This window comes from Novosphingobium sp. 1529, assembly GCF_040544855.1.
In the GTDB taxonomy this organism is placed as follows: domain Bacteria; phylum Pseudomonadota; class Alphaproteobacteria; order Sphingomonadales; family Sphingomonadaceae; genus Novosphingobium; species Novosphingobium capsulatum.
This window is the reverse complement of record NZ_JBEPKW010000003.1, coordinates 179,205-196,610: the sequence shown is the minus strand read 5'-3', so window position 1 is coordinate 196,610 and position 17,406 is coordinate 179,205. Positions and strand designations below refer to the sequence as shown.

The 17,406-nt window shown below is 67.5% G+C and carries 13 protein-coding genes; 4 read left to right on the top strand and 9 right to left on the bottom strand.

The window, feature by feature from the left end; all coding sequences use genetic code 11:
- Positions 1 to 45 precede the first annotated feature (45 nt).
- Positions 46 to 996, top strand: a complete 951-nt coding sequence (locus tag ABIC78_RS08855) for a hypothetical protein (RefSeq protein ID WP_354489056.1) — start codon at positions 46 to 48, stop codon at positions 994 to 996.
- Here the strand turns inward: ABIC78_RS08855 and ABIC78_RS08850 are convergent.
- Positions 993 to 2,510, bottom strand: a complete 1,518-nt coding sequence (locus ABIC78_RS08850) for a UxaA family hydrolase (RefSeq protein WP_354489054.1) — start codon at positions 2,508 to 2,510, stop codon at positions 993 to 995. The two genes, ABIC78_RS08855 and ABIC78_RS08850, sit on opposite strands and share 4 nt — an antisense overlap.
- Positions 2,511 to 2,587: 77 nt before the next feature.
- On the opposite strand from ABIC78_RS08850, the gene uxaC reads away from it, so the two are divergent.
- Together uxaC and ABIC78_RS08840 are read left to right on the top strand one after the other, a co-directional pair.
- On the top strand, positions 2,588 to 4,012 hold the full coding sequence (uxaC, locus tag ABIC78_RS08845; RefSeq protein ID WP_354489052.1) for a glucuronate isomerase: 1,425 nt from the start codon (positions 2,588 to 2,590) through the stop codon (positions 4,010 to 4,012).
- Positions 4,009 to 5,433, top strand: coding sequence for a mannitol dehydrogenase family protein (locus tag ABIC78_RS08840; protein ID WP_354489051.1), 1,425 nt, complete (start codon positions 4,009 to 4,011; stop codon positions 5,431 to 5,433). The genes uxaC and ABIC78_RS08840 overlap by 4 nt, the downstream gene beginning before the upstream one ends.
- Here the strand turns inward: ABIC78_RS08840 and ABIC78_RS08835 are convergent.
- From ABIC78_RS08835 to ABIC78_RS08800, 8 genes are all read right to left on the bottom strand, one after another.
- Complete coding sequence (locus ABIC78_RS08835) at positions 5,430 to 6,494, bottom strand: LacI family DNA-binding transcriptional regulator (protein ID WP_354489050.1); 1,065 nt, start codon at positions 6,492 to 6,494, stop codon at positions 5,430 to 5,432. The two genes, ABIC78_RS08840 and ABIC78_RS08835, sit on opposite strands and share 4 nt — an antisense overlap.
- Positions 6,495 to 6,524: 30 nt before the next feature.
- Complete coding sequence (locus ABIC78_RS08830; protein WP_354489048.1) at positions 6,525 to 7,541, bottom strand: alpha/beta hydrolase; 1,017 nt, start codon at positions 7,539 to 7,541, stop codon at positions 6,525 to 6,527.
- Between the two features lie 167 nt (positions 7,542 to 7,708).
- Positions 7,709 to 10,606, bottom strand: coding sequence for a TonB-dependent receptor (locus tag ABIC78_RS08825; protein WP_354489046.1), 2,898 nt, complete (start codon positions 10,604 to 10,606; stop codon positions 7,709 to 7,711).
- Positions 10,607 to 10,965: 359 nt separating this feature from the next.
- Complete coding sequence (locus ABIC78_RS08820) at positions 10,966 to 12,528, bottom strand: carboxylesterase/lipase family protein (RefSeq protein ID WP_354489044.1); 1,563 nt, start codon at positions 12,526 to 12,528, stop codon at positions 10,966 to 10,968.
- A gap of 44 nt (positions 12,529 to 12,572) precedes the next feature.
- Positions 12,573 to 13,592: a sugar kinase gene (locus ABIC78_RS08815; RefSeq protein WP_174544784.1), complete on the bottom strand. Its 1,020-nt coding sequence runs from the start codon at positions 13,590 to 13,592 to the stop codon at positions 12,573 to 12,575.
- Positions 13,589 to 14,344 carry a 2-dehydro-3-deoxy-D-gluconate 5-dehydrogenase KduD gene (kduD, locus tag ABIC78_RS08810; protein ID WP_354489042.1) on the bottom strand — a complete coding sequence of 252 codons (756 nt, stop codon included), beginning with the start codon at positions 14,342 to 14,344 and terminating at the stop codon, positions 13,589 to 13,591. The genes ABIC78_RS08815 and kduD overlap by 4 nt, the downstream gene beginning before the upstream one ends.
- Positions 14,345 to 14,350: 6 nt before the next feature.
- Entirely contained in the window at positions 14,351 to 15,187 is an 837-nt protein-coding gene (gene kduI, locus ABIC78_RS08805; protein ID WP_022677927.1) for a 5-dehydro-4-deoxy-D-glucuronate isomerase, read from the bottom strand.
- A gap of 104 nt (positions 15,188 to 15,291) precedes the next feature.
- Entirely contained in the window at positions 15,292 to 16,308 is a 1,017-nt protein-coding gene (locus tag ABIC78_RS08800; protein WP_022677926.1) for a LacI family DNA-binding transcriptional regulator, read from the bottom strand.
- Between the two features lie 213 nt (positions 16,309 to 16,521).
- Between ABIC78_RS08800 and ABIC78_RS08795 the strand changes: the two genes are divergently transcribed.
- Positions 16,522 to 17,346, top strand: coding sequence for a 2-keto-4-pentenoate hydratase (locus tag ABIC78_RS08795; protein WP_171796673.1), 825 nt, complete (start codon positions 16,522 to 16,524; stop codon positions 17,344 to 17,346).
- The last annotated feature ends 60 nt before the right edge of the window (positions 17,347 to 17,406 follow it).

Here is a 17,406-nt window from a genome sequence, read left to right as displayed (position 1 = left end):
AACAGGGGCTTTCCGCCTGACGCGTGGTTTTTGGTCGGGATGGTGATGATGCAGGTTTCCTTGGGGCGTCTCGTCTTGGCCGGCGTGGCCTGTGGCGCGCTGATGGCGCTGGAGGGCTGCGGCCCGGCGCTGCTCCACCCCCACGCCGCCGCCGCCCGCCTGGGCCGGCCGGTGGAGAAGCCTGCAGCGCCCAGCCGTACGGCGCCGGTCGAGCCGGTGGCACCAGAGGCGCCCGCACCGGTTGCCGAGCCGGTACCGGTGCCGCCCGCCGCTACACCCACGCCGACGCCGGCTCCAACCCCGCCAGCGCCCACTCCGCCAGCGCAGAGCGAGGCGGCGCCCGCGCCCGACGCTGGCCCGATCGCCGACGTGATCCCCCACACAGAAGAGCCGCCGGCACCGGCACCGGCACCGGCGCCTGCACCGGCAAAGGTCATGCCGGTCGCTCCGCTACCACCACCGCCTCCTCCTCCCCCTCCGCCCCCGGCGCCCGAGCCGGAGGCGCCGCCGATCGTCGTCAACCACGCGCCAGAGCCGCCGCCCCCGCCCCCACCTCCGCCGCCGCCACCCCCGCCGGTCGCCATTTCCACGCTGATCGTCACGGTGTCACCGCCCACCGCCTGCAAGGATTGCGAGACGGTCAGGCTGTCGGTTTCGCCCACTGGCGAAGTGCTGATCGAGCGTGGCAGCTGGGATATCGTGCACCAGAAATGGGTCTATCGCCGCACCCCGACCAAGACGCGGGGGCAGAATGCCGATGCGTTCATCGCCGCGCTGGCCGGCGATCGCCCGCTGGGCGTCAAGGCGATTTCGGGCACCGAGGGCTGCACGGCCACGGGCGATGCGGGCGGCAACGTTGCGCTGCGCTGGGTCGATGGTATGCGCGATGATCGCCTGACCGTCAGCTTTGCCTGCGCGCCCTATGCCGGCAGCACCTGGGAACGCCACGTGCGCGATGCAGCCGCGCTGCTCAAGCTGACTCGGCCGATCTTTTAAAGCGTCACGCCGCGCTTCCAGATGCCGATGGCGCGTTCGTCGTTGGCTTCGTTGCGGGCAGGCGTGCCGCTGGCGATGGCCACTATCTGCGCGAGCAGTGCGTCGGCCGCCGCGTTCGTGCCGATGTTGAGGGCCTGGCCGGCATCGAAATCGATCCAGCCCGGCTTGTGCTCGGCCAGCGCGCTGTTCGAGGCGATCTTGACCGTGGGCACCGGGCTGCCCAGCGGCGTGCCGCGTCCGGTGGAAAACAGCGTGAGCGTGGCGCCGGCCGCGGCCAGCGCGGTGGTGGAAACAGCGTCGTTGCCCGGCGCTTCCAGCACGGTGAGGCCCGCCTGGCTGACTTGGCCGCCATAGTCGATCACGTCGGTCACCAGGGCCTGGCCGCCCTTTTGCACCGCGCCCAGCGACTTTTCCTCCAGTGTGGTGATGCCGCCGGCGATGTTGCCGGGACTGGGGTTTTCCGAAACCGGCTCCCCATGGTCGAGGAAATAGCGCTTGAAGCGATTGACCAGGGTGGAGAGCCGATCAAACACATCAGGGCTGGTGGCGCGGCCAAGGAGCAGGGTTTCCGCGCCGAACATCTCGGGAATTTCGGTAAGGATGGCAGTGCCGCCGGCTTGCGTCACCGCATCGGTCATTCGCCCGATCAGCGGGTTGGCGGTCAGCCCGCTCATCGCATCCGATCCCCCGCATTTGACGCCAAGGCGCAGGGCGGAAAGCGGCACGGTGCTGCGCGTGTCCTGCGCCATCAGGCCGAGCAGATCGGCCAGATGGGCTTCCCCGGCGGCGAACTCATCACTTTCCGATTGCGCGCGCAGCACCCGCAGGCGATCGCGCCGACTGGCAGGAATGCGCGCCAGCAGTGCATCGAGCTGGTTGGATTCGCAGCCCAGTCCAAGCAGCAGCACGCCCCCGGCATTGGGATTGCAGGCCAGCGCGGCCAGGATCGCGGCCGTTCCATCAAGATCGGCGCCAAGCTGTGAACAGCCGAACGGATGGTTGAACGCGTGAACGCCATCAATCGCCGCGCCCGGCATGGCGGCGACCATGGCCTGGCCGCGCTGCGCCAACCGCTCGCCCAGCCGGCCGACGCAGCCCACTGTGGGCAGGATCCACACCTCGTTGCGCGTGCCCACGCGGCCATCGGCGCGGGCATAGCCCATGAAATGCGGCGTCTGGCCATCGTGCGCGGCGCGGGGCGCGGCTGGCGCGGCAAAGGCATAGGCCAGTTCGCCGCCTAGCGCGGTCTTCACATTGTGGCTGTGGACGTGATCACCCGGCGCGATCGGCGCGGTGGCTAGGCCGATCCGCGCGCCATAGCGATGCACCGCTGCGCCTGGGGCCAGCGCGGCCAGGGCAAACTTGTGCCCGGCCGGGATCGCCTGGCGCAGCGTGATCGCGCTGCCCTCGATCATCACCTGCTGCCCGGCGGCAAGTGGCTGCAAGGCCACGGCAACATCGTCGTTGGGCGCGATCTTGAGCGCGTCGGGGAGGGTGTAAATGGCCTCGGTCATAGGCTTGCGTTACACCGTTGCCAGCGCTGGCACAATCCACTAGACCCGCCAGCGATCCTGCAAGAGGCCTGTTGTCGATGCCCAGATTGGTTCTTCATCCCGATCGCCTGTTTCCCGCCGATCCGGACACCCGCGCGATTGCCCGCGCGCTCTATGCCACGGTCGCCCAGGCGCCGATCATCAGCCCGCACGGCCATACCGACCCGGAATGGTTTGCCACTGACGCACCGTGGGAAAATGCCACGCAGCTGCTGCTGGCGCCCGACCATTACCTGTTCCGCATGCTCTATTCGCAGGGTGTGTCGCTCGATGCGCTGGGCGTGCCGCGCCAGGGTGGGGCGCTGCCCGCCACCGATCCGCGCGAGGCCTGGCGCACATTTGCCGCGCATTGGCACCTGTTCCGCGGCACCCCTTCGGCGATATGGCTGAACCACGTCTTTGCCGAGGTGTTCGGCATCGACCAGACGCTCGATGAAACGAGTGCCGATCACTATTACGACGCGATCGGTGCGGCGCTGGCCAGCCCGGCGTTCCGCCCGCGTGCGCTGTTCGAGCGCTTCAACATCGAACTGCTGGCCACCACCGAAGGCGCGGCCGACGACCTTGCCCACCACCAGGCGATCCGCGCCTCGGGCTGGCAAGGCAATGTCGTGACGACCTATCGCCCGGACTCGGTGATCGACCCCGAACACGATGCCTTTGCCCGCGACATGGTGCGCTTTGCGGCGCTCAGCGGCGAAGACGTGACGACGTGGGCCGGTTATCTCGCCGCGCACCGCCGCCGCCGCGCCGATTTCCGCGCGATGGGCGCCACCGCCACCGACCATGGCTTCCTCACCCCGCGCACCGCCAACCTATCGCGCAGCGAATGCGAGGCGCTGTTTGCCAAGGTGATTGGCGGCAAGGCCGATGCTGCCGAGGCCGAACTGTTCCGCGCCCAGATGCTGACCGAAATGGCGCGGATGAGCCTGGACGACGGGATGACGATGCAGATCCATCCCGGCGCCACGCGCAATCACAATGCCCAGCTGTTTGCCAGCCACGGCCGCGACAAGGGCGCCGACATTCCCCGCGCCACCGAATATGTCGAGGCGCTGCGCCCGATGCTCGATCTGTTCGGCAACGAGCCGGCGCTCAAGATCATCCTCTTCACGCTGGACGAGACGACCTATGCCCGCGAACTGGCGCCGCTGGCCGGGCATTATCCCTGCCTCAAGCTGGGGCCGGCCTGGTGGTTCCACGACAGCCCCGAAGGCATGCGCCGCTTCCGTGAAATGACCACGGAGACCGCCGGGTTCTACAACACCGTGGGCTTCAACGATGATACGCGCGCGTTCCTGTCGATCCCGGCGCGGCACGATGTGGCCCGGCGGATCGATTGCGGTTTCCTGGCGCGGCTGGTGGCCGAACACCGCCTGGCCGATTGGGAAGCGGCCGATCTGATCGTGGAATTGACCACGGGCCTGGTGCGCCGCGCCTATGGCCTGCCGGTGCCCGCATGACGCGCCTATCGCCCGAAACGCTGGCGCTGTTGCCCGGCGATGTGGCGCGGCCCACCTATGATCGCGGCGCCATGCGCGCTGGCGTGGTCCATTTCGGCCCTGGCGCGTTTCACCGCGCGCACCAGGCCGCCGCGTTCGACACGCTGCTGGCGCACGATCCGCGCTGGGGCATCACCGGCGTCAGCCTGCATTCGCAGGGCGTGGCCCAGGCGCTGGGGCCGCAGGGCGGGCTTTATACGCTGGCCTTGCTGGATAGGCAGACGCGCTATCGCGTGATCGGTAGCATTGGCCAGGTGCTGACCGGCAAGGCGCCGCAGGCAATCCTTGGCGCCATGGCCCATGCCGATACCCGGATCATCAGCGCCACGGTGACCGAAAAGGGCTATTGCCTGGGCGCCGATGGCACGCTCGATATCACCCACCCCGCGATCACTGCCGACCTCACCGGGGCCGGAAACGACAGCTGGGTGCCGCAAAGCTTCATCGGCTGGCTGGTCCAGGGCCTGGGTGCGCGACGCCGCGCCGGCTTGCCTGGCCTGACCGTGCTGTCATGCGACAACCTGACCGACAATGGCCGCAAGCTGGAGGCCGCCACCCTGGCCCTGGCCCAGGCCGTGGACCCGCAGACCGCAGCGTGGATGGCCGATCAGGTGCGCTTTCCCAATGCCATGGTGGATTCGATCACGCCGGCCACCGACGATGCCTTGCGCGCGCAAGTGGCCGCCGCGACCGGGCTTGACGATGCCTGGCCGATCCAGCGCGAAGGCTTTACCCAATGGGTGATCGAGGATCGCTTTGCCGGGGAGCGCCCGGCACTCGATCTGGCCGGGGTGACGTTCGCCGCCGATGTGCGCCCGTTCGAGATGGCCAAGCTGCGCCTGCTCAATGGCGCGCATTCCACGCTCGCCTATGTCGGGCTGGGATTGGGCCATGAAACCGTCGCCCAGGCGATGCAGGACGTGGCCCTTGCCAGGTTTGTCGAACGCCTGATGCGCGAGGATATCGCGCCCTCGGTCAAGGCGCCGCCGGGGTTGGACCTGTCGGCCTATATTGCCGATGTGCTGGCGCGCTTTGCCAATCCGGCGATCCGCCACCTGCTCTCGCAGATCGCCTGGGATGGCTCGCAAAAGCTGCCCTACCGCCTGCTTGGCACAGTGCGCGAGGCGCTGGAAGCAGGCCGGCCGATCACCCGGCTGGCCGTGCCGATCGCGGCCTGGCTGCGCTTTCTGGAACACGCCGCGCGCAGCGGCACCGCGATCACCGATCCCTTGGCGGCAGACCTGCTGGCGCGGGCCAGCGATTGGCGGGCCGTGCTGGCCATGCCAGCGGTGTTCGGCCCGCTGGGTCAGGATGCGCGGCTTTTCGATGCGGTGGCCAAGGCGCATGCCGCGCTGGCCGCCGGCCAGCTGGAACCTGTTTAGCCCGGCGCCGGCCCGCTGCTCTCGGCCGGGGTAAGGATGAGTTCGGGATGAAACGGGGGCGGCGGGCTGCCGCCCTCGATCCGCGCGATCAGGTCGCCGGTGGCCGCCGCAGCCATCGCGCCGAACGGCCGCGTGACCGAGGTGAGCGCCGGGCTTACCATCTGCGCCAGCATGCTGCCGTCAAAGCCCACTACGGAAAGCTGCCCCGGCACGGCAATGCCGCGCCGCGCCGCCACCTTGAGCACGCCGGCGGCCATGATGTCGTTCGCGGCAAAGATCGCGGTGGGCGCGTCGGGTGCGGCCAGCAGGGCCTCTGCCGCCGCGATGCCGGCGGCAAAGCCATAGTCGCCTGCCGCTTCGGCCACCCGCGCATCGGGCACCGTGGCGATTTCCGCCAGGAAACCGGCGCGGCGCTCGCGGGCAGAGGCCATGTCTTCCGGCCCGTTGACCAGACCCAGGCGGCGATGGCCCAGTCCCAGCAGATGGCGCGCCACTTGCGCGCCGGCGCCGCGCTCGTCGCTCAACACCACCCCGGCAAACCCATCGAGTGGCACGGCCGAAACCGCCACGGCCGGCACTTTGGCCGCCTCCAGCGCCTGCGCCAGGCCGGCCACGCCCGAGATCGGCGGCAGCACGATCAAACCGTCCACGCGCGATCGCCCGGCAAAGGCCAGGGTATCGGCAATTGCCGCCTCACCCTCGCGCGGGGTGGAATGGACGATCAGTTCATAGCCGTGTGCCGAACTGACCGACACGATGCCGCGCTGGATGGAATCGAGCACCAGCGCGTTGCGATCGTTGTGGATCAACCCGATCAGGAACGATCGCCCCATCGCCAGGGCGCGGGCGCGCAGGCTGGGGCGGAATTGCAGCGCCGCAATCGCCGCCTCGATCCGTTCACGCGTCTGCGCGTTGACCTTGGGTGACTTGTTGAGCACGCGCGAGACGGTGCGGATCGAAACCCCGGCGGCGGCGGCCACGTCCTCGATCGTCGGTTCGCCGTGGCGCGGATGGTCAGCGGCGGGCGCGCTTTCTGGAAAGGGGGCAGGGCGGTCGGTCATGCCCCTGTTCTATGCGCAGATATGGCGCGCTCACGCCAGCCCCACCGTGGCGGCCCAGGCCCGCCACAGATCGGGCCAGGCCGCCGCCGGCTTGCCCATCGCGCGGCGCAGGCCAAAGCCATGCCCGCCATTGGCAAAGAGATGCATTTCCAGCGGGATGCCTCGCGCTTTGAGCGCGGCGCGTAGGCGCACGGTGTTTTCCACCGGCACCACGTCATCATCCTCGGCATGGCAGAGGAAATGCGGCGGAGCGTCTGCCGGCACGCAGCGATCGGGCGAATGCGCCACCTGCGCGGCCAGGGAGGGATAATCACCCAGCAGCAGCTGCCGCGATCCAGGATGGGCAATAGCCGGGTCCATGCTGACCACGGGATAGATCGGCGCGGCGCTGTGCGGCCGAGCCGACAATGCGTCTGCGGCATCGCGCGGGGTATAGATCGGCACGGCAAAGCGCGCGGCCAGGTCGGCGCAGACATGGCCGCCAGCGGAAAAGCCCATCGCCGCCACGCGCTCGGGATCGATCGCGTAATCGCGCGCGCGATGGCGGATCAGGCGCATCGCCCGCTGCGCATCGGCCAGCGGGGTATCGGCGCCCGATGCCCAGCCATCACCCGGCAGGCGATAGAACAGGACGAACGCGGTGAACCCGCGCGCGGCCAGCCAGCGGCCGATTTCATAGCCTTCCTTGTCGACCACCACCCAGCGATAGCCGCCGCCTGGCGTGATCATCACCGCCGCGCCATTGGGGCGATCGGGGCGGAACACCGCCAGGCGCGGGCGGGTCACGCCAAGCACCGCGCGGTCGTTGACCAGGCTGTCGGTCGATCGTTCGTTGACGGTTTCGATCAGCCTGCCGCCGGGCCGATCCTGTGGCAGACCCGGCGCGCCGCCCGGCCACAGGTCGATCGTTTCGACCGGCTGCGGCAATCCGGGTGGCGTGCCACGCGGCCCGGCCGGTGGCGGGGTTTGCCCCAGCGCCGGCCGGGCCGCTGCCCAAGCCCCGATCGCCAGCGTCCGGGCCACCAGAGCGCGACGATCAAGAGTCATGGGCAAGCGTCATGGGCAGTGCTTCCTCAGGTCTGGATAATTCTTCCCATCGTCACCCCGGGCTAGACCCGGGGTCTCGCTGTTCTCCCGAAGTGCAGAAGGAAGCGGGATCCCGGATCAAGTCCGGGATGACGTGGGCGGGGGGAGGCGTGGTTCAGGCCCTGGCCTTACAGCTTGGCGCGGGCGCCAAACAGGATGGTGCGGCCAAAGTGGTTGTTCTCGTAATTGCGCTGCGCCGTTTCGTCGGTGAAGCGATAGCGATAGGCGTCGGTCAGGTTGTTGCCATCGATCGACAGTTCCAGCCACGGCCGGATCTTGTAGCGCACCGCGGCATCCACGCTGGTATAGGCGCCATAGCCTTCGAACACGTTGCCGGTGGCGCTGGTGCCGTCGACGAAGGGCCCACGATAGCTGACCGAGCCGCGAATGCTGAACTTGCCATCATCGTAATAGAGCGTGGCGTTCCAGGCCCGCTTCGAGACGTTGAGCAGGGTCTGGTTATAGATCGCCGAAACCCCGGCCAGCGTGCAGGCACCGGACGCATTGCGCGTGCAGGCGCTCACCGCCGGGCCAGTGATGGTGTAATCAGCGTCGCTCTTGATCAGCGTGGCATTGCCCTGGAACCCGGTGTGGCTGAGGAAGCTGGGCAGGAACGTGAAGGGCAGCTGCAAGGCCACTTCGATGCCCTTGAGCGTGGCCCCCGCGCCGTTGACCTGCGAGGACACGATATACTCCTGCGTCGGGTCATAGTTGATGTAGGCGGGCGAGCTGGGCGTGAGCACCGAGCGATCGAGCCCGAGCTGTGGCAGCGTGGCGGTATAAGTGCCCGAGACCGGGAAGCTCTGGATCTGCTTGATGAAGCCGGCCACCGACAGCAGCGCCTGCGGCGCGAAATACCATTCGGCCGACACGTCGAAATTGGTGGCGCGATAGGGGTTGAGGAACGGGTTGCCGAAGGTAACGCGATAGTTGAACCCGTCGACCGAGCCGCCGGGATTGAGATTGCCCAGCGAAGGCCGGGTGATGACTTTGGCAATGGCGCCGCGCAGGATCACGTCGCGGTGCGGATAGAACGCGATGTTGAACGAGGGCAGCCAGTCGTTGTAGGTGCGGCCCACCGTGGCGGCGACGCCTGCGGTATAGCCGGTGGACCGCTGATCGGTGTGGGCATAGCGGATGCCCGCGTTGCCGGCATATTCCAGCCCGAACAGATCACCCTTAACGTCAAACTGCAGATAGCCGCCCGACGTGGTTTCCTGCACCTGGCGGTTGGAGCCGAGATCTTCGACCTGGGTGCGGCCATAGAGATTGGTATAGGCAGCGGCCGAGCCGATGTTGGCCGCCAGGAACTGCGAGGTGGTGCCACCCGGTTGCCCGGCATCGCCCAGGCTGACCAGATCGGAAATGCTCGACGTGACAGGCAGGCCATAGACGCTGGACGAGCAGGTGGTGGTGCCCAGGATCAGGTCGGGCTTGCCGTTACCCGAACAGGCCACCGTGTCGCGCGTCCACAGTTGGGTCTGGAAGTTGTAGCGGCGCCACACGCCGCCCAGCTTGACGGTAAAGCCCTTGGTCACATCCCATTCGGTGCGCAGTTGCACTGTCTTGAACTTGTTGGTGACATAAGACGGGCGATCGCGGATTTCGGCCAGCTGGAAATTGGCCGGGTTGGTCACGTCGATCCCATAGCTCAGCACCGGCGCTTTCATGTTGCTGTAATCGAACGCGAAGCCGTTGGCGCCCTTGCTGTCGTAGGCGATCGTGCTTTCCACCGGGATATCCGCGTCAGACTGCGAAATGCCGCCCAGCAGGGTGAAGCGCAGGCTGTCCGATACGTCCTGGTCCCAGGTGGCGCCCACCTGGTAGAACTTGGTATTGGACTGGCGCAGATAGCTTTCGGTGCGGACATAGGCATTGTTGAACGTGCCGCTGACCATGTTGCCATTGCTGTCGTACGCCGGGTTGACCACGTTGAAGCTGCGCTCGTTGGAGCGGGCCAGTACTTCCAGCCACTTTTCCTTGCGGTCTTCCTTGAACGAGGAATAGAGCGCGTCGATCGAGATCTTGGTGTGGGTGCTGGGTTCGAACTGGATCGAACCGGTCAGGCCCAGGCGGCGGCGATCGTGTTCGACCACGCCATAGCGCGGAATGCGCGGGTGGAACGAGAGCGCAGCGGCATCGCACGCGGCCGAGGGGCGATAGAACCCGCCGCTGTTCACTGCATTGCCGCCGCTGGCGCCGGCGACCGAATAGAAGCACGGCGTGCCGCCCACCGAATTGAAATAGGCCTGCGACCAGCGCACCGTATTGTTGCCGGTTTCCAGCGTATCGGTGTGCGAATAGGCGGCCGAGAGATTGACGCCCAGCGTGCCGGCATCGTTCTTCCACGACAGCAGCCCGGCAACGCGCGGCCCGACATTCTTCGACAGGTCGTTATACGAACCCTGCACGTTGAGCACGGCGGTCAGCCCGGTCTTGCCGGCCAGCGGATTGCCGGTGTTGAGATCGACCACTGCGCCCAGCGAGCCTTCGTCCAGGCTCGCCTCGGCGGTCTTGTGGACCACCAGGCTGCTGAACAGTTCCGAGGCGAAGACGTTGAAATCGAACGAGCGATCACGGTTGGCCGAGGCGCCGTCGGACGAGGTCGTGATCGTTTCCAGGCCGTTGACGCGCACGCGGGTGAACTGCGCGCCCAGCCCGCGCACGGTGATCGCGCGGCCTTCGCCGCCGTCCTTCTGGATCGAGATGCCGGGAATACGCTGCAGGGATTCGGCAATGTTCTGGTCGGGGAACTTGGCGATGTCTTCGGCCACCACGGCATCGACTGCCGAAACCGAGTTGCGCTTGACGTTGAGCGCGGCCTGAAGCGACTGGCGGAAGCCGGTCACGATGATAGCCGGGGTCTGGTCATCGCCGGTGCCCGGGGCCGCAGCAGCCGCGTCTGTGGCCGGTGTGGCGGTATCCTGCGGGGCGGCCTGGGCCATCGCGCTATGCGGCAGGGCCAGCGCGCTGCCAGCGAACAGGGCGATCTTGAGCGTGGAAACTCGGGAAAAATTCTTGCGCATCGTCACATCCCCTCTCAGCCCGTGAGGCTGGATGATACCGGTGTCAACAATGCACGCAATGGCTTGCATCGATCCGGCAACACTACTCCCATCCGCACACGGCGGATCGCCCGCGCCATCGGGCGGGCTTGTTGTCTTTTGCTACCTTCGAGGCCTCATGTGCCGCGAAAGGTAACCGGTGTCATTACGATATGTTTTGCAGCACGATCTTTCCCCTGTCAAGAACCCGGTCGCCTAGCTGTCGATCAAAAAATAATATGGTAATTCAATAGTATAAACTGAAATTCCGCCCATCTCGCGGCGCATTTTGCCGCGTCATGCTGCGCGCGTGGCCCTGCAGCATGGCGCTGATTCGCCGGTTATGACCCCGGCTGCACATAGGGCGCCGTGGCCCATAGCCGGCGTTGCCAGCCGCGCGGATCGTCTGCCATGTGCGGGGCCGCGTCGAACACCATCGTCGCGCGCGCCGGCAGGCGATAGGGCGCCCAATCTGCCAGGCCCGGCCGGCCGCTGCGTGCCAGCCCGGAAAAGGCCGCCATCATCATCGCGCTCAGCGCACGGGCCTGCGCGTCGGTGCCGGAATAGCTGCCCGGCGCATCCAGCGTGCCGAACACATAAGGGATATCATCGGTATGCGCCGCGCCGCGCAGCGGATCGCGCGGAGAAGGGCGGTCGAGCTGGTAGACCCAGGTGGCCTGCGCGCCGGCGGCGGCGCGTGCGTCGGCCTCGATCACCTGGCCGGGCCACGATCGCCCGGCGGCGGTGGCCGCGTAATAGATCTGCTCTGCGCTCCACTGTGGGGCGTGCGCGCGGTATTGTGCCACCACCCATTGCGGATCGAGATCGATCTTGACCTCGGCCGCGATGCGGTGCGGCAGGTTGTCCCAGCTCAGGCCGGCAAGCTTGGGCCCGCGCGGATCGAGAAACGCGCGCGTTTCATCGCGCACGTTGCCCAGGATCATCGGAATATCCAGCGACTGCGGTGCCGCATCGGGCCAGAACGGATGGCGCGGCAAGTTGGTCATATCCAGCACCGGCCCGAAGTAGAGGCTGCCACCCATGATCGGGTCCGGGGTGTCGAGCGCGTCGATCAGTCGCGCGATCGGCATGGCGCGCAGGGCCGCAACCCCATCGTCGCCCAATCCCAGGCGCGCCATCCATGCGCGCGTGCGGGCCAGCGCATGGCCGGGGCCACTGGCCTGCACCTGCTGCCCGCTCATCGTCGCCGCGGCATGGAACAGGCCGCGCGCGGCCGGCATCGCCATCAGCGTGGCGATCTTGGCGCCGCCGCCCGATTGGCCAAAGACCATGACGCGCGCGGGATCGCCGCCAAACGCGGCAATGTGATCGCGCACCCATTGCAGCGCCAGGATCAGGTCCAGCTGCCCCAGGTTGCCGCTATCGGCCGCCTGCGCGTCCAGCGGGCGCAGCCAGGCATAGCCGAGCGGCCCCAGGCGATGGTTGACGCTCACCACCACCACGTCGCCGCCAGCGGCCAGGTGCGAACCATGCGTCAGCGGATCGGTGACCGAGCCATTGGCATAGGCACCACCGTGGAAATAGACCATCACCGCCCGCCGCGCGCCGGGATGGGCATCGGGCGTCCACACGTTGAGGAACAGGCAATCCTCGCTCTGCGGCGCCCCGGTCATGCCGCGCTGCGGGCAGAGCGGGCCAAATTGCGTGGCGTCTTGCTCTGGCCCGTCAAACGGTTCGGCCACGGCGCGGGCAAAGCGCCCCGCCCGGCCATAGCGGATGCCTTTGAACGCCATGACGCCGCCCTCGCGCAGACCGCGATAGCGCCCCACGCGGGGCTGGGCCAGCGGCGCAGTGCGCGCCCGCGCGCCTGCGCCCAGCGGTGTGGTCATCATCGCCAAGGCGCCCGCGCCCTGCATCAGGCCGCGCCGGGTCATCCGGTCCATCCTGCCACTCCCGCTTGTCTTGTCGTTACTAAGCTTTGGCGCGTTCAGCGCCTGACATCGCCACCACTGGCGGAAAACGCTTCGAGTTCGGCCCGGCCGATGGTGCACATATCGCCAGGCTGGCTATGCTTGAGCGCGGTATAGGCCAGGCCTGCTTGGGCCATCGCCGCCACGTTTCCGCCCTGGAGCCACTGGTGCAGCACGCCGGCGGCAAAGGCGTCGCCCGTGCCGATCCGGTCGACAATGCCGGTCACATCCACCTCGGCGGTCTGGTGCGCGCCGTCGCGCGCGTCCACCCGCGCGGCAATGCGGTGGTGATCGGGGCCGGCGATGTGCCGCGCGGTCGATGCGATCAGCGCCAGGCGCGGGAACGCGGAAAAGGCGGCCTGGGCTGCCTCGCGCCGCCGCTCCGCCCCGTCGCCGGAAAAGGGCTGGGCCAGCAACAGCGCGATATCGCGGTGGTTGCCGATCATGATGCTGGCCGATTGCATCAGATCGGTCAGGATCGCGCGCGGGTCACTGTCCCACGCGTCCCACAACATGGCGCGGTAATTGCCGTCAAAACAGATTGGCACGCCCGCCGCATCGGCCGCGGCCACCGCCGCCTGCGCCAGCGCCACGCCGCCTGGCCCCAGCGCGGGCGTGATGCCCGACAGGTGCAGCAAGGCGGCACCATCGAGCGCGCGGGCAAAATCGAAATCGCCGGGCGCGGACTGGGCAAACACGCTGCCGGCGCGATCATAGGTGATCGTCGCCGGGCGCAGCCCTGCGCCACTTTCCAGGAAATAGAGGCCCATGCGCCCCGTGCCCCGCCCGACATGGCGGGTGTCGACCCCCGCCGCGCCCAGCGCCGCGCGCGCCTTGTCACCCAGCGGGCTGGCGGGCAGGCGGGTCAGCAGCGCGGCGTGATGGCCCAGCGCGGCGAGGCCGGCGGCGACATTGGCCTCTGCTCCGCCCACCACCAGGTCCAGGCTTTCGGCCTGCGTCATCAGGCGGTGGCCAGGCGTTGCCAGGCGCAGCAAGACCTCGCCAAAGCAGACGATATGGCCCGAACGCCCGGTCACCGCGCCAGCCACCCACCATCAACAGCCAGCACGTGGCCCGTGACATAGTTGGATGCAGGCGAAGCGAGGAACACCGCCGCCCCGGCAATATCGCTGGGATCGCCCCAGCGCCCGGCTGGAATCCGCTCCAGAATCTGGCGGTTGCGCGTCTCGTCAGCCTGCAAGGCGGCGGTGTTGTTGGTGGCGATATAGCCGGGCGCGATGGCGTTGACCTGTACGCCGTGCGGCGCCAGTTCGTTGGCCATGGCCTTGGTCACGCCGCCCACGCCGGATTTGGCCGCGGCATAGCTCGGCACGCGGATGCCGCCCTGGAAAGTCAGCAGCGAGGCGATGTTGATGATCTTGCCGCTGCCCTGCGCCACCATGCCGCGGGCGGCGGCCTGGCTCAGGAAAAACAGGGTTTTCAGGTTGGTATCGATCACCGCGTCCCAGTCTGCCTCGCTGAACTGCAGCAGATCGTCGCGGCGGATGATCCCGGCGTTGTTGACCAGGATATCGATCCGCCCCAGCGCCGCCACGGCCTCGTTCACCACGCGCGCCACCGGCGCGGTGCTGGCCAGATCGGCGGCGATATTCACCGCGCGCTGCCCGGCCGCTTTGATCAGGTCCAGCGTTTCGGCCGGTTCGGAGCGCCCGGCCAGGGCCACGTCGGCCCCGGCCTGGGCCAAGCCCACGGCAATGGCCTGGCCGATCCCGGTGTTGGCGCCGGTGACAAGCGCGGTCTTGCCCGCAAGGCTGAAGGAAATCGCCATCGCGGCTTACTTCAGTTGGCAGATATCGAGCGCGTTCATATCGGTATAGTCGAGGTTTTCCCCGCCCATGGCCCAGATGAACGCATACTTCTTGGTGCCCGCGCCCATGTGGATCGACCACGGCGGGCTGATCACCGCCTCTTCATTGGCGATCACGATGTGGCGCATGCTGTCAGGCTCGCCCATGTAGTGGAAGATGCGGTCGTTCTCTTCGGCCAGGTCGAAGTAGAGGTAGATCTCGCTGCGGCGGTCATGCAGGTGCGGCGGCATCGTGTTCCACACGCTGCCTTCTTCCAGCACGGTCAGGCCGAGCAGCAGCTGCGCGCTGTCGCACACGCCGGGGATGACCAGCTGGTAGATCGTGCGCTGGTTGGAATTGGCCAGGTCACCACGCGCCAGCGGATTGGCCTGGTCAAGCGGAATATGCTTGATCGGCAAGGCCTTGTGCGCGGGGGTGGAGGCCAGGTAGAACCGCGCGCCTTCGCCTTCGAACACCACCTCTTCGCTGCCCATGGGCACATAGAGGCATTCCTTATTGGCCATGGCAAAGCGCTGCCCGTCCACCGTGACGAAGCCGGGGCCGCCGATGTTGACCACGCCCATCTCGCGCCGTTCCAGCAATGTGTGCCCGGCCGCGCTCTTGGGCTCGGTCTGGCGGGGCAGGTGCAAGGGCTGCGCGCCCGGCACGGCGCCGCCGATCACGAAGCGTTCGTTGTGCGAATAGTTGAGATTGATCTCTCCGGCCACGAACATGCCCGAAACCAGATAGCGATCGCGCAGCGCGTCGTTGGAAACACCATCCATCATGTCCGGATGCGTCGCGTGATAGGTCTTGGCATACATGGCGCACTCTCCCTTTCGCTGCCGAGAGGTGTGGTATCGGCTTTAGGTAACCGGTGTCAATAGGGTGCCAAACGTCTTTTGCGCCCCGCGCCGCGATCGCATGATCAGCTCGGCGCGCGCACGGCCGAGGCGCGGCGCACCAGTTCGGACGGGAAAAAAGCCGCGTCGCGCGCGGCGGTTTCGGGGCGTGTCAGCTTGAGCGCGGCGGTGCGCGCCATGGCCCGGATCGGCCAGCGTACGGTGGTGAGCGGGGGCCAGATGTGCGCGGCAATGGCGGTATCGTCGAAACCGATGATCGACAGGTCGTGCGGCACGCGCAGGCCGCGTTCGCAGGCCGCATGCAGGACGCCGGCGGCCATTTCATCGTTGCTGGCAAAGATCGCGGTGGGCGGGGTGGCGGTGCCGAGCAGGTGCTGCCCGGCGGCATGACCCGATTCGAACTGATAGTTGCCGCGCGCCAGCAGGGCGGGGTCGATCGTCAGGCCGGCGCGGCCCATGCCGGCGATGAAGCCCAGTTCGCGCTCGCGAGCAGAGCGGAAGCCATCGGGCCCGGCGATGAAGCCGATTCGCGTGTGGCCCAATTCGGCGAGCCAGGCCACTGCCTCGCTCACCGCTTCCTGGTCGTTGGACGCCACCAAGTGGGCCTCGTCGTCCAGCCGGGCCGAGCCCATGCGCACCACGGTGCAGCCCAGATCGCGGCACAGCCGGGCCAGCTCGTCATTTTCCGAAAGCGGCGGCAGCAGCATCACGCCATAGAGGCGCTGCTGCTCGATAAAGCGGTGAATATCATCGAGCAGGGTGGGCGAATGGCGATCGACCGGGCGCACCACCAGCGCAAATTCGGTGCTGCGAATCGTATCGAGGATGCCTTCCTGCACCCCCAGCACCATCTGCGCGTTGGGGTTGTCATGGATCAGGCCGATCAGGAAATTGCGCCGCAGCGCCAGTGCCCGCGCCTGTGGGTTGGGCACGTAATCGAGCTGCGCGATCACCGCTTCCACCTTTTCGCGGGTGGCCTGGTTGAGCAGCGGAGACTTGTTGATCACCCGGCTGACGGTCTTTTTCGACACCCCTGACAGGCGCGCCACATCGTTGATCGTGGGTTTCTGCGCTTTGGCCATCCGGTGTCCTTCTTGTCTCTCGCTCTGCGCCGATTTTTCAGACTTGCCTTCGGCTGGGACAAAAGGCAAGATGACACCGGTTACCTTGCCGCAAGGCTGATGCTGCCCCGCCATAAACGGGGCGCGGCGGATCATGTTCAATTGCGTTGTATCGGGTTTTGACACCGGTTTCCAGCCGCGTGAAAGGCCCGATCCGCCCGGGATGGGTTGGGGATGGGTTTGACGAAACAGGCAGATGCGGCACAGGCTGATCCGGCACAGGCGGGCGCCGTAGCCGCAGCATTCGTGGCCGCCAGGCGTGAAAAGCGCGCGCTGGCCACCTATCCGGGGCAGATGCCGGCCGATCTGGCCACGGCCTATGCCATCCAGGACGCAGCGCTGGCCATCGATGGCCGCACGGTGGCGGGGTGGAAAGTGGGCCGGATCAACCCGCCCGACGATGCGCGGCTGGCGAGCAATCGCCTGGCCGGGCCGATCTTTGCCGATAGCGTGGTCACGCCCGGCGCTGGGCAGGTGCCCGCCATGCCGGTCTTTGCCGAGGGTTTTGCCGCGGCCGAGGCGGAATTCCTGCTGCATGTGGCGGCGGGCTGGAACGGCACGGTGCCGGACGATGACGCCGCCACCCGCGCCCTGCTCGATCGCGTGCACATCGGGATCGAGGTTGCGTCCTCCCCCTATCCCGGCATCAACGATGATGGCCCGCCGGTCACCGTGTCAGACTATGGCAACAACTATGGGCTGGTCGTGGGTGCGCCGCTGGTTGGGTGGCAAGATATTGATTTTGCCTCTATCCCCGTGGGCCTGGCGATCGATGGCGTCGGCGTTGGCGCGGCGACCACCGCCACCATGCTCGATGGCCCGCTGGGCGCGGTGCGGTTCCTGCTGGGCAACCTGGCGTCCCGTGGCATCGCGGCGGCAGGGGGGCTGTGGATTTCCACTGGCGCGGTCACCGGCGTGCATCCGGTCGTGCCGGGGCAGCAGGTGCGCGCCAGCTTTGTTGGCCATGGCGACGTGGCCTGCACGATCGTGGCGGCCTGAGCCCTTCGGGGCCTGATCGCTGCGGCAAGACCGGCAGGGCAAAAAGCCCGCCGTTATTGG

Excerpts from the sequence above, each read along its gene's own strand:
- kduD (WP_354489042.1), bottom strand. The coding sequence starts at position 14,344 with ATGGCGATTTCCTTCAGCCTTGCGGGCAAGACCGCGCTTGTCACCGGC.
- ABIC78_RS08820 (WP_354489044.1), bottom strand. The coding sequence starts at position 12,528 with ATGGACCGGATGACCCGGCGCGGCCTGATGCAGGGCGCGGGCGCCTTG.
- kduI (WP_022677927.1), bottom strand. The coding sequence starts at position 15,187 with ATGTATGCCAAGACCTATCACGCGACGCATCCGGACATGATGGATGGT.
- ABIC78_RS08855 (WP_354489056.1), top strand. The coding sequence starts at position 46 with ATGATGCAGGTTTCCTTGGGGCGTCTCGTCTTGGCCGGCGTGGCCTGT.
- ABIC78_RS08825 (WP_354489046.1), bottom strand. The coding sequence starts at position 10,606 with ATGCGCAAGAATTTTTCCCGAGTTTCCACGCTCAAGATCGCCCTGTTC.
- ABIC78_RS08795 (WP_171796673.1), top strand. The coding sequence starts at position 16,522 with ATGGGTTTGACGAAACAGGCAGATGCGGCACAGGCTGATCCGGCACAG.
- ABIC78_RS08840 (WP_354489051.1), top strand. The coding sequence starts at position 4,009 with ATGACGCGCCTATCGCCCGAAACGCTGGCGCTGTTGCCCGGCGATGTG.
- ABIC78_RS08830 (WP_354489048.1), bottom strand. The coding sequence starts at position 7,541 with ATGACTCTTGATCGTCGCGCTCTGGTGGCCCGGACGCTGGCGATCGGG.
- ABIC78_RS08835 (WP_354489050.1), bottom strand. The coding sequence starts at position 6,494 with ATGACCGACCGCCCTGCCCCCTTTCCAGAAAGCGCGCCCGCCGCTGAC.
- ABIC78_RS08850 (WP_354489054.1), bottom strand. The coding sequence starts at position 2,510 with ATGACCGAGGCCATTTACACCCTCCCCGACGCGCTCAAGATCGCGCCC.
- uxaC (WP_354489052.1), top strand. The coding sequence starts at position 2,588 with ATGCCCAGATTGGTTCTTCATCCCGATCGCCTGTTTCCCGCCGATCCG.
- ABIC78_RS08800 (WP_022677926.1), bottom strand. The coding sequence starts at position 16,308 with ATGGCCAAAGCGCAGAAACCCACGATCAACGATGTGGCGCGCCTGTCA.